This is a genomic window from Nostoc sp. (assembly GCF_054880495.1).
In genome coordinates, this window is the sequence record NZ_JBTYKD010000331.1 from 1 (window position 1) to 11,017 (window position 11,017).

13 protein-coding genes and 1 pseudogene are annotated in these 11,017 nt (G+C 40.3%); 7 read left to right on the forward strand and 7 right to left on the reverse strand.

The genetic code is table 11. The annotated features are described in order from the left end of the window. The coding region (locus tag ACYTXL_RS28950; RefSeq protein WP_461927660.1) for a hypothetical protein at positions 1 to 208 on the forward strand (208 nt) is incomplete at its 5' end. Between the two features lie 222 nt (positions 209 to 430). On the opposite strand, the pseudogene ACYTXL_RS28955 reads toward ACYTXL_RS28950, so the two are convergent. The 6 genes and pseudogenes from ACYTXL_RS28955 to ACYTXL_RS28980 all read right to left on the reverse strand — a co-directional run. Then, positions 431 to 805: pseudogene (locus tag ACYTXL_RS28955) on the reverse strand (IS66 family transposase); the annotation flags it as partial. A 61-nt stretch (positions 806 to 866) separates the two neighbouring features. Beyond that, positions 867 to 2,288: an O-antigen ligase family protein gene (locus tag ACYTXL_RS28960; RefSeq protein WP_461927648.1), complete on the reverse strand. Its 1,422-nt coding sequence runs from the start codon at positions 2,286 to 2,288 to the stop codon at positions 867 to 869. A 47-nt stretch (positions 2,289 to 2,335) separates the two neighbouring features. Then, complete coding sequence (locus ACYTXL_RS28965; RefSeq protein WP_461927649.1) at positions 2,336 to 2,764, reverse strand: hypothetical protein; 429 nt, start codon at positions 2,762 to 2,764, stop codon at positions 2,336 to 2,338. A gap of 595 nt (positions 2,765 to 3,359) precedes the next feature. Then, the gene (locus ACYTXL_RS28970) at positions 3,360 to 3,602 is read right to left on the reverse strand and encodes an endo-1,4-beta-xylanase (RefSeq protein WP_461927650.1); all 243 of its coding nucleotides are present in this window, start codon (positions 3,600 to 3,602) and stop codon (positions 3,360 to 3,362) included. Between the two features lie 252 nt (positions 3,603 to 3,854). After that, the gene (locus ACYTXL_RS28975) at positions 3,855 to 4,157 is read right to left on the reverse strand and encodes an acylphosphatase (protein ID WP_461927651.1); all 303 of its coding nucleotides are present in this window, start codon (positions 4,155 to 4,157) and stop codon (positions 3,855 to 3,857) included. Between the two features lie 65 nt (positions 4,158 to 4,222). Next, complete coding sequence (locus ACYTXL_RS28980; RefSeq protein ID WP_461927652.1) at positions 4,223 to 4,357, reverse strand: hypothetical protein; 135 nt, start codon at positions 4,355 to 4,357, stop codon at positions 4,223 to 4,225. 137 nt (positions 4,358 to 4,494) lie between these two features. Between ACYTXL_RS28980 and ACYTXL_RS28985 the strand changes: the two genes are divergently transcribed. The 3 genes from ACYTXL_RS28985 (at position 4,495) to ACYTXL_RS28995 (ending at position 8,157) form a co-directional block, all read left to right on the forward strand. Continuing rightward, positions 4,495 to 4,872 carry a DUF1823 family protein gene (locus tag ACYTXL_RS28985; RefSeq protein ID WP_461927653.1) on the forward strand — a complete coding sequence of 126 codons (378 nt, stop codon included), beginning with the start codon at positions 4,495 to 4,497 and terminating at the stop codon, positions 4,870 to 4,872. A gap of 358 nt (positions 4,873 to 5,230) precedes the next feature. Next, positions 5,231 to 6,889 carry an alpha-amylase family glycosyl hydrolase gene (locus ACYTXL_RS28990; RefSeq protein WP_461927654.1) on the forward strand — a complete coding sequence of 553 codons (1,659 nt, stop codon included), beginning with the start codon at positions 5,231 to 5,233 and terminating at the stop codon, positions 6,887 to 6,889. A 209-nt stretch (positions 6,890 to 7,098) separates the two neighbouring features. Next, positions 7,099 to 8,157 carry a 3-deoxy-7-phosphoheptulonate synthase gene (locus ACYTXL_RS28995; RefSeq protein WP_461927655.1) on the forward strand — a complete coding sequence of 353 codons (1,059 nt, stop codon included), beginning with the start codon at positions 7,099 to 7,101 and terminating at the stop codon, positions 8,155 to 8,157. 245 nt (positions 8,158 to 8,402) lie between these two features. Here ACYTXL_RS28995 and ACYTXL_RS29000 read toward each other — a convergent pair whose 3' ends face one another. Further along, entirely contained in the window at positions 8,403 to 8,906 is a 504-nt protein-coding gene (locus tag ACYTXL_RS29000; protein ID WP_461927656.1) for a 2TM domain-containing protein, read from the reverse strand. A gap of 276 nt (positions 8,907 to 9,182) precedes the next feature. Between ACYTXL_RS29000 and ACYTXL_RS29005 the strand changes: the two genes are divergently transcribed. The 3 genes from ACYTXL_RS29005 (at position 9,183) to ACYTXL_RS29015 (ending at position 10,847) form a co-directional block, all read left to right on the forward strand. After that, a complete protein-coding gene (locus tag ACYTXL_RS29005; protein WP_461927657.1) occupies positions 9,183 to 9,899 on the forward strand; it encodes an ROK family protein in 717 nt (238 codons plus the stop codon). Positions 9,900 to 10,028: 129 nt separating this feature from the next. Then, complete coding sequence (locus tag ACYTXL_RS29010; RefSeq protein ID WP_461927658.1) at positions 10,029 to 10,577, forward strand: peptidoglycan-binding domain-containing protein; 549 nt, start codon at positions 10,029 to 10,031, stop codon at positions 10,575 to 10,577. 81 nt (positions 10,578 to 10,658) lie between these two features. Next, positions 10,659 to 10,847, forward strand: coding sequence for a hypothetical protein (locus ACYTXL_RS29015; RefSeq protein ID WP_461927659.1), 189 nt, complete (start codon positions 10,659 to 10,661; stop codon positions 10,845 to 10,847). Positions 10,848 to 11,017: the final 170 nt, after the last annotated feature.

The window sequence follows — 11,017 nt, forward strand, 5'->3', positions numbered from 1 at the left end:
GATAATAAACTCATCAAGACCAGGTGCATCCATGACTCCCGAAGAAGAACAACAAGTAAGAGAATATTCTCGTGCAATAGCAAAAATACTGCACAAAAACACCGTAACCGTTCAGGGGGTATGCCTGCGGCGCACCACTCAACATAAACGTTGTAGCTATTTGACTATAAGAAGTAGTAAGCACAAAGATCCAAACCTAAAAAAATGAAATCTGATTGAATTTTTGATTGATGTTACGAGATAGTACAGGGGTGTATAGGTGTAAAAAGTTTTCGCCAAAATATTCTGATTTGGTTTGTTTAAGGTATTAGCGATCGTTAATATACTTTGCGGTCTTGCTCACAGTAAGGCACACCCTTGATTGTGCGCGAACCCAAGGGCTTTATTTGTATGAGCAATTGCTCCCTATGCAGCATTTATGACTTGCTCGTTATCCGCTTTCACACGAAGGCAATAAAGAAGGAGTTTCAGTACCATTACGTTGGGCACCCACAGCTGATGCCATAAACTCCAATACATTGCGACGTTGAAACTTGAGGGAAGTGACAACAGTTAACATCCGGGACACAAAAGTACTACCTGCTTTTGTTTGGGAGCCAAAACTGGTACGTCGGCATATAACAGCAGGACGTATGCCTCTCTCGGCAGAATTATTTGTCGGTTCCACACCTTCAAAATCGACAAACAACCATAAAGCTGGTTCAACTTTTAAAATTTGCCGACACGTACAGACAGTTTTTGCAAAAGGAGTTTTCTCTTTGTAACCAACAGAGTAGTTGGGTGAGCAAATTACAAGTTTGGCAAAAATAGAAGCAGTAGTACGCCCTCAAATGCAGGAATATGTCATTCCAGAAGTAGGGTTTGTTCTACTGAAAGTGCGGTGAACGTAATACTGTGCTTGAATCTGACCTAAGTGGCAACTTGCTCCAATTCCAAGAAGCGATCGCTAACATTGAAAACCAGTAGAAGAAAAGTGCTGTATGACTCCAGACGTTTTCGGTCAACATTCCAACCATTGCTGCTAAAAGAAAAGCGAATAAAACTGAACAAAACTGTTTTTGTGAAGGTTCGCTCAAGGGAGAGCGAATAATTTGCAGCAGTCGCAGTAGTTGTACACCCAAAAACAAAAGAAATAGAACCAGACCTACAATTCCTTCCTCAACTAGTGCCCGAACATAATCATTATGTGCCCAAGCAAACATAGGTCCAAAAGAATTTGTTGTTTGGAGTCCATAGCCAAGCAGGGGAAAATGTTGCCAGTGCCCGACGAGTGAAGTCCATTGAGCAATTCTCCAATTAAAGCTATTGTCATCGGACGCAGCGAGCAAGACGGCACGCGATACATCAATATCTGGATTGAGCAATGGAGTTTGTGTAATAGAAGTTAGGCGTTCTCTGCCGTAATCAGTACTCGCAAATAACCCAACCATGACAGCAAGCAATAAAATTCCTCCAAACGTTTTGGCAAAATTTAGGCGAGGAATGACCAGTGTAGCAATCAAAACTACCAGCATCCCAATACCTACTAATACCTTAGTAGTTACCAAATAAAACACGAGTATACCAAGCAAAAGAAACCAAGGAAGGCGTTTTTGGGCAATGCTAAGTTTCCAGTAAACTAAGCCGATGAAAAAAATTAAAAAGGTTACAAATGTGTTTGCTAAACCTAATGTTCCATTAATGCGAAAATCATGCTGATTAGGATTAACCGCAAGAAACGATGGCAAAAACTGACCAGGAACGACAAGTTGCAGAAAGGCTGTTGAGAGTGGGATAACCAGCGCGAGAAAGAGACAGTTAACGATTTGCTCCGGATGCAACCGTTCTTTCAACTGAAGTGTCAATAGGTAAGACATCAACCAAGACAAAACTCGTACCCACTCACGAGCCGCATCTGAGAAATATTCGCTACCCAATCCTAAGCCACCTAAAGGAAGCAGAACAACCCATATTCCTTGAATGACTAACCATCCTGCAAAAAAGCACCAGAAACTGTCGATATGTACAGTCTGTTTGGATAAAAGGCGAACAATCACATAGATTAGCGTCAAGGCTGAAATCCCAATCGCAAATGCACCAGTCAGTCCTTGGTCTGAAAAAGGATCAAGCGTACTTCGTAGTATTAAAAGCCCAATAACAGTCAGCTCAAAGTTTTTGAAAAAGAAGATAATAAATGCAGGAACGAATAGAATTAGACCGACATAGAGAGGGTTAACTCCAATGAGAAAGCCGGCCACAATTCCCATCAATATGCCAATTAATCCAACCCAATACCTTGAATATGCCATTTGTATTTTTCTGATTGGCCTAAGCAGTTTTCAGCAGTTGTGGTTTACTATTTAATGAAATTAAAGTCTTTTATTGCTGAACTTCCCAATGTCCGCGACTGCCGTCGGGTAAACTCACTAACTGACTGATTACCATCTGGATTCACTACACCCTGTACCTGTTGCCACAGTTCTTGCTGTGCGATCGAAAGATCATACGTGTGCTTTCCTGTTTTGCGAACATGATACCATTGAGTTTTATTACATATTTTGCACCAAAAAGCTTCTAACCACTCGTCCTTCAGAGGGACAGTGGACTTGTTCGATAGCAACAATAAAGCAGTCTTGCGACTAATTCCACGTTGTTGGAGCTGAACCGAGAGTTCGGCAAATAAGAGATATTTTTGGCTAACGCTATCTAAATAGGAAGCATCAATTAAGCAGTGGATTTTGCGTCGTTTTGAACGTTTCCGGTTGAGATCACATCTTCGCTGCATTCGATTTTACTCCAAACAACTTGGAATGGGCTATTTAACAGTATTAAGTGGGTGGAAATAAATAAGCAAGATTATGTAAACAAAGGTTAAAGAATAAATTACGATGATGCTACGCGCCATCGGCACCCACAATCTGTTTACTCTTTTCCACCCACTTAATTGTCGATAACTTCATTGACGATTTTGCCAGCTAGTTCTGGATTACTGCCTTTATAAGAAAAAAGAAAGATGATTTACTTACAGCAGATTTTTCTCACTATTTTCCCGGCAGTAGTGCTGTAGTCTACTTCCCGATGGTAATATTTGCATTAATTGTCAGCAGCTAATGCCTTTTTGTTGAGGTTGTTCAATATCTGAAGCAAACTAATAGTTTTATCAGTCGCAATGTTAACTGATGTTGCTTGATATTATCCTGACAGCAAAAACAGGATTACTCACAATTTTCTCCCTTGTTTAGAGGCTTTCCATTTTTTGGTTAACTTACTTTGGTGTTATTACTGATGCAAATACTGATTAGTAATCTAATATTCAACATCATATTACGTAAAAAGACTTAATTGAATAACTTTACAAACAATTCATACATGGCACAGGGTTAGTGCGTCTCAAACCCTATTGACAGGTGTGGTTTTCCCATGTGCCAGAAAAGGGTATGCCCGTGCAATTCCATATTATACTTTTGGCAGAAATCAGCGATCGCATCTGCTGATTCAAAGGTAAATTTTCCTGGCTGTGGTTCAGTGGCATTGAATCTTAATTCACCATTCGGTGTCGCGATCGAACATTCACCAGCAATCAGGTCAGCGTAATCTGATAAGCTAACAAGCAGGAGACACAATGGAAGATATTCTAACTCCTAACTCCTAATACCAATTCTGTATGAAGATGCGCTAAACCATATTTAAGTACAAGAAAGAAAAACGAACCGCATTCGCGCAACGTCTCGTAGAGAAGGACGCAAAGGAGAGGCAGGGCGTTGCGGGGGTTCCCCCCGTTATAGCAACTGCCGTCACAAAGAAAGAAAGAAGTTAAAAGGGTTTGGCGCAGCCTCACAAAGAAACGGTATAACTTCTAACTCCTAACTCCTAAACTATTTACCCCGCTTAACTTCAAATCCCCGCAACTCTTCCGGTACTTCATACTCAACCACAACATCTTTAACCACAGCAGCAGGGGGGCCGGAGTGACACCAGCGAACCATTTCATTTACAACCTCTCGCGCCCCTTCAAAGACTGCTTCTACCCGACTATCGGCGAGATTCCGCACCCAACCGGTTAATCCCAACTGTCTAGCTGTATCCACAGTGGCGTAGCGATATCCCACTCCTTGGACTCGGCCAGAAATGAATACATGGGCGCGGATGATATTTGGCAGTGCTGTGGAATTCTGCATAAACTGGTCTAATCTTTACCATTTCCAGTCTACCTAGTTTGTGTATACACAACCTGTTTTTAACTCTAACTCGCAAAATTAATCACGGTTTTCGTCATCGCTGCGATATCTGTACTGGCGGTATTTGTCTTCCTCAGTGTGATTTCTGTACTAGCGATCGCGATTATCCCACTCTTGATCACATCCTTTCTGATTGCCACCGATTATATTTCTGAACAGATCCCCTATTCTCATAATCTTCCTGTTGAGTTGGCGAATCTGCTTATTTAGAGTTACTTTAGTAGTTTGTTTAATACTAGTACCGCTTCGCGTAATTCGTAATACTTTTGAATTGTTTATGTCTAACCTGCCACCACTCAATATAGAAACAATTTGGGCAATTCTTCACGAGAAACTGGATGATGCCACAGTTAACGAATTGCTATGGCATTATTTAGGCTATCGCTTTGATTCCTCAATTGCACAATGGGACACTAGCGAAGTTGCACCAGAATGGCAGAATGAGTACCCACAACCACCAGATTTCATTGAATCTCGCCCCGCAACAGTCAAGTTGACTCGTTCCATTCCTGTAGAAAATAAACAAATGCTAAAAGAAAAACTCGGTTTCAAAGGTTACAAAATTGGTGAATTTGGGCCTCGCCAAACTCGCAGAGCGACGGCGGCGAATTGGTTGTTAAGTTATCTGCAACAAACCAACGAAAAAATTGAGTAATCTTGTCAGCAGATATTTAGCAAATAATATCCTATTTTTACGGAATATCTGCTGTATTTTTATTTAATAAAAAACTATTGATTTATTTACTGAATTTTTGCAGTTAGATGTAATAGCATTTTAAAATTAGTAATTTTATAGTCAAAATCGGTACTACAGTAAATCGGTATTTTAGTCAATTAATAAATGCTATAAAAAGCCAAAAATTAAAAGAAACCAGTTAATTTTTATAAACAATTAATAAATTCTTCCTGAAGATAGAAGCACTCCTTATCTAATTCTTTCTCTAGAGCGATTTGCGAATTCAATTTAGCATTGGAGAATATTAGTATCAACCCTTAATATTAGAAACACTTCTATGGCAAAGCCAATTGAATTTAATTTATTTGCACCTTACAACAAAGGAGCCGCATTAATTGGTTCTTTTTCTGATTGGCAAGAAATTCCAATGAAAAAAGGTGATGATGGTTATTTTCGTACAAGTGTTGAACTAGAAGACGGTGTTTATAAATATAAATTCCGCGTTCAGACTAATTCATGGTTTTTTGAACCAGAACAATGGGTTGATGTCACAGATCCTTATGCAACTGATATTGATGAACTAAGTGGAAAAGATAACGGTGTAATCCAGGTCAAAGATGGCAAAAGGATTACTGATAGCTATGTTTGGCAACATGATGATAAACCTTTACCTGCTGACCGGGAATTGGTAATTTATGAATTGCATGTCGGTGACTTTTCTGGTGGCGAAGATGATCCTTATGCACGAGGCAAGTACAAACACGTCATTGAAAAGTTAGATTATTTGTGTGAACTCGGAATCAACGCTATTGAGTTGATGCCACTTAAAGAATATCCTGGTGATTATAGTTGGGGTTATAACCCCCGTCACTTTTTTGCAACAGAATCTAGTTATGGTTCTACTGCTGAGTTAAAAAAATTGATTGACGAGTGTCATGGCAGAGGCATTCGTATAATCATTGACGGGATTTATAACCACTCAGAAGCATCTGCTCCGTTAACACAAATTGACCACGATTATTGGTATCATCATGCTCCGCGTGACCCTGATAATAACTGGGGCCCTGAGTTTAATTATGAACATTATGACGAAAAATTAGAGATTCATCCAGCGCGGAAATTTATTGGTGATACAATCCGTTTCTGGATTCAGGAATATCATCTTGATGGTATTCGCTATGATGCAGCAAGGCAAATTGCTAACTACGATTTCATGCACTGGATTGTTCAAGAAGCCAAAAAAACTGCTAGCATGAAGCCTTTTTACAACATTGCAGAACACATTCCTGAAAATACCAGCATTACCAATCTAGATGGGCCAATGGATGGTTGCTGGCATGACAGTTTTTATCACTGTATTCTAGAACATATCTGCGGCGATACATTTGATTTAGAGCGTCTAAAAGATGTTATTGACTGCAAGCGCCAAGGTTTCTTGGGTGCGACAAATGTAATAAATTACCTCACCAACCACGATCATAACCATGTCATGGTTGAATTGGGAAACCGTGAGATTTTTAACGAAGAAGCCTTTAGACGGGCTAAATTAGGAGTAGCCATCCTAATGACTGCTGTTGGCGTACCTTTGATTTGGATGGGAGAGGAATTTGGGGAATATAAACCTAAACAACCTGAATCATCTAAAATTGATTGGACGCTGTTAGGTAATGATCTAAATCGTAGTTTATTTGATTCATACAAAGGCTTAACCAACCTGCGTAAAAATAATCATGCCCTCTACACAGAAAATATTGATTTTATCCACGAAAATCCAGAGGCGAAAGTATTAGCTTATACTCGTTGGAATGATGAAGGTTCTCGTGTAGTCGTAATCGCAAATTTCTCAGAAAACTTCCTAGCTGGCTATCATGTTCCTAACTTTTCTAGCCCTGGTACATGGCACGAGTGGACAGCCAATTATGATGTAGAAGCTGGTGATGATGGCATCATAATTGACTTGGGTCCATACGAAGCCAAAGTGTTTGTATGGCAGTAATGATATATACTAGCACGCAGTCAGTAGTCCAATAGCAAAGAAAAAGGGGGAATATTTTCTCCCTTTTTCAGTTATTATCTTACTCAGGTACAGTCCAATGAGAAATTTGTCAAGCAGAAAACAGGCTATTTCAGGCTATTTTAAAATTTGATGGGTTTGTGTTACACTCTTGAGTTGAAGTGCGGATATAAAATTGCCAGAGCATCCCCATGCACAACAAATTATTTAATAGTAATATCGACAACGCTAACATTGAGAACGATCGCGTTTTGTTAACTCCCAATGAAGTCAAATCAAAATTACCTTTAACACAATTAGCTGAACAAAGAGTTTTAGCATATCGGCAGGAAATAGAAGATATCCTGGATTTTCAGGATCGCCGAAAATTTATAGTAGTTGGGCCATGCTCAATCCACGACCCAAAAGCAGCACTCGAATATTCTGAAAGGTTGAAAATATTGGGCGAGCGAGTCCAGGATAACCTGCGACTAATTATGCGAGTATACTTTGAAAAACCAAGAACAACCGTAGGCTGGAAAGGGTTAATTAACGATCCAGATATGGATGATTCTTTCCATGTAGAGAATGGTTTACTAATTGCACGGGATCTATTATTAAAAATTACAGAATTGGGATTACCTGCTGGTACAGAAGCACTAGATCCAATCATCCCTCAATACATTAGTGAACTGATTACATGGTCTGCTATTGGAGCACGCACGACCGAATCACAAACTCACCGCGAAATGGCAAGTGGACTTTCGATGCCTGTGGGTTTTAAAAACGGTACTGATGGCAATATTCAAGTAGCTTTGAATGCCCTACAATCAGCTATAAACCCCCATAATTTTCTAGGAATTAATCAAAACGGACAGGTTAGCGTCTTTCAAACTAAAGGTAATACCTACGGTCACGTAATTTTAAGGGGTGGTAGTCAGCCAAACTTTGATCCAGCAAATGTCAAACTGGTAGAAGAGAAATTAAAACAGGCAAATTTACCACCGAGAATTGTGATTGACTGTAGCCACGGCAATACCAATAAAGATTACAAATTACAAGGTGCTGTCTTAGAAAATATTGTTCAGCAAATACTGGATGGCAACACATCAATAGTTGGGATGATGCTGGAATCGCATTTGTATGAAGGTAGTCAACCAATTACTGGTAAACAAGAAGAATTAAAATATGGTATTTCTGTAACTGATAAATGTATTGGCTGGGAAGAAACCGAAAAAATTATTTTAGCTGCTCACGAAAAACTGAAATAAGCTGTTACGCCTTTAATTTGCACTAATATTTTTTCAACATGGTTGTGGGGTGGGCATCTTGCCCGCCCTGATTGTGCAAGTTGTATACATAACAGCTTACTTATAAGTAGGGACGCACAGCCGTTATATATACCATACGGGGTTTTATCTTTGAATTAGCAATGTCTACGAACAGCTTCTCTACCAGAGGCTAGGCGTAGCTTCCTTGTCTAATAGTAGGGGTGAGGGTTACGCCAGCAAATCTACTAAGCCTGTAATGCCTTAAACCACTTATTCAAAACTGTGCTGATGGTTTTCTTAATCTGATGGTTACGGCTCCACTTCTGGAATGCCATTTCATACTCTTCGCCTTTGGTTTGAAAGGTATTCCAGACATCCAGCCCTACAGGCAATCCGCAGAATAGTAAAATGTACAGCGACCAAGAAATTCCGCCGCCAGTGATTAAATCGGCTAGTATCAAAAATCCATTGAAAATTATATAATTGCCTAGACGCTTCTGAAATTTTTTGATGCGGTAGGCATCAAAAGCTTTTCGCTGTTGCACTTGGCCTTGTTGTACTAACCAATCACGTTCTGCTAATTTTAAAGACTCAGGTGAAATTTCTAACTCAGCACCAATTTCTAATATCTGCTCATAAGAAAATTCTGTGTCTTTATCATCAGCTTGACGAGCGATCGCTAAGTGCAAAATTTGGTGTACATCTTCTTGGCTATAAGAGCGGAGGCTCTTGGGTTCAAAGGCCGTCATAATTTTTTCTCTTATATTAGTTTTAATAGAAATTTGCTGCCCGCTAGATTTTAAGCAGCTACGTCAGCACTATTTCCATTATTCCTACATTAGCAAATCTGGATGCTCTCCCGCATCTAATAATATTGTATTTTTAACTTTGAGTAAAACGTGTCAATCCCTGCGCTACTCGCCCTCAATGTGAAGACTCTCCAAATTTCTGCATATTATCAGATGTAGCAGAGCATAATAACGAAGTAACAAGCAGGAAGCAAGCACTAAGAAGGATGTAACTCAATGGTTGGAGAAAATGGATCGATTCTTACCCTATCGGTTGATATTGGCGGTAGTGGCGTTAAGGCTATGGTTTTGGATATTACGGGGAATCCTGTAACGCAAAGAGCGCGTTTAGATACACCCCAACCTGCGACACCAGAGGTTGTAATTAATGCAATTGTTGTGTTGGCAGCCGCTCAAGGTGAATTTGATCGCGTTTCGGTCGGTTTTCCCGGTGTGGTAAAGTATGGAGTCACGGAAACAGCCGTAAACTTACATTCAGATTGGATCGGATTTGATTTGGAAACAGCATTATTAAAACACTTAAACAAGCCTGTACGGGTAATCAATGATGCAGATATGCAGGGACTTGGGGCGATCGCTCTTAAAGGTGTAGAATTGGTGATTACTCTGGGTACGGGGTTTGGTTCGGCTTTATTTGTGGATGGTAAGCTGGTGCCAAATATGGAAATGGGGCATCATCCGTTTCGCAAAGGACAGACTTTCGAGCAGCAGTTGGGACGTGCAGAGTTAGAAAAAATTGGTGAGAAAAGATGGAATAGGCGTTTAGAAAAAGCGATTGCATCCTTGGAACATCTGTTTAATTATGATTACCTTTACATTGGCGGTGGGGAAGCTGTGAGAGTGAATTTCCAGCTACCATTAAATGTCAAACTCATCCCCAATATCACTGGTTTATTAGGCGGTATTGCTTTATGGCGAGATGAGAAAAGGTAAAAATTTTTTCAGTATTTACAACTCTTCGTAATCAGCGATTGACTTTTTTATTTGGTCAAGATGCACTATCCCGAACAGCAGCAATGTTGTAGGTTAAAAGAAATATTGGTTAAAGTAAAATGAACTACAATGACTGAAATTGGCCTGATGATGACGAGCATCTTAACAATAAGACAAGCATCTGAGGCTAATTTGCCACAGCAGCAATTATTTCAGATGGAAAATGACGTAACCCAGTCAAAACAGAGTCAGCTAAAGATAACGGCTCAAGTCACACCACCTGAATTCATGCAGACAGATAAGATTTCTCAGGCTTCTCTCTCAGCGATCGCACTAGAGAAAGAACATATACTTAAGAAAATCAGCAAAAAGAATCCGGGACTAGCTTCTTCTAACTTAGGTGAGTCTAAGAAGTATTCTCAGTCTGAAGGTATCAGTGCAAAGGCTACAGGACGATTCCAGAAGTTTAGTAGCCAACTGCCGACTCTTTACTTCGGTAGCTCTGGTGTTGCTGTCAGAGTCTTACAACAGCTATTAGTATCTAACGGTTATGCCGTTAGAGTGGATGGGATTTATGGCGCACTGACAGAGACTGCTGTCAAAGCCTTTCAAAATCAGCAGAATTTAGGTGTGGATGGAATAGTTGGTCAACAAACCTGGCGGACGTTGACAATTTAGTTAGGAGTTATGAATTAGGAGTTAGGGGCCCAGGATGATCCTTGTGACCTTGCCAAGCCTAGAGGAAAGCAGGATTGGCAATTGGAACCGCACAGTATTTGGTATCCTCGCACGAGTGGTATTTGGCAAACAGTCTGGATTGAGCGTGTGGGTAGAACTTACATCGATCACATCCGGTGGAGTCCCGATTTCGAGCGGTGGGAAGTTGGTTGTTATGCTGCGATCGCAGGTGATGCCCCTGATGGTATCCAAGTATCCAAATCAAGGTAAAACTGAGCATTGGCAATACCGTGCTGGCAAACGATACTTATGAAGTGTTTAACAAAGAAATTGGCCGTCGGATCTCCCTTTCCGATCCAGGTATCGACGACTACCGCAACGAATTGCTGTGGAGTCCAGAAAAGCCTACCCTAATGGATGCCCATATTGAACTTTGGCAT

Bases quoted from the DNA above. Each gene is read 5' to 3' on its own strand.
- ACYTXL_RS29005 (WP_461927657.1), top strand. From the start codon at position 9,183: ATGGTTGGAGAAAATGGATCGATTCTTACCCTATCGGTTGATATTGGC.
- ACYTXL_RS28990 (WP_461927654.1), top strand. From the start codon at position 5,231: ATGGCAAAGCCAATTGAATTTAATTTATTTGCACCTTACAACAAAGGA.
- ACYTXL_RS29010 (WP_461927658.1), top strand. From the start codon at position 10,029: ATGACTGAAATTGGCCTGATGATGACGAGCATCTTAACAATAAGACAA.
- ACYTXL_RS29000 (WP_461927656.1), bottom strand. From the start codon at position 8,906: ATGACGGCCTTTGAACCCAAGAGCCTCCGCTCTTATAGCCAAGAAGAT.
- ACYTXL_RS28975 (WP_461927651.1), bottom strand. From the start codon at position 4,157: ATGCAGAATTCCACAGCACTGCCAAATATCATCCGCGCCCATGTATTC.
- ACYTXL_RS28995 (WP_461927655.1), top strand. From the start codon at position 7,099: ATGCACAACAAATTATTTAATAGTAATATCGACAACGCTAACATTGAG.
- ACYTXL_RS28985 (WP_461927653.1), top strand. From the start codon at position 4,495: ATGTCTAACCTGCCACCACTCAATATAGAAACAATTTGGGCAATTCTT.
- ACYTXL_RS28965 (WP_461927649.1), bottom strand. From the start codon at position 2,764: ATGCAGCGAAGATGTGATCTCAACCGGAAACGTTCAAAACGACGCAAA.
- ACYTXL_RS28960 (WP_461927648.1), bottom strand. From the start codon at position 2,288: ATGGCATATTCAAGGTATTGGGTTGGATTAATTGGCATATTGATGGGA.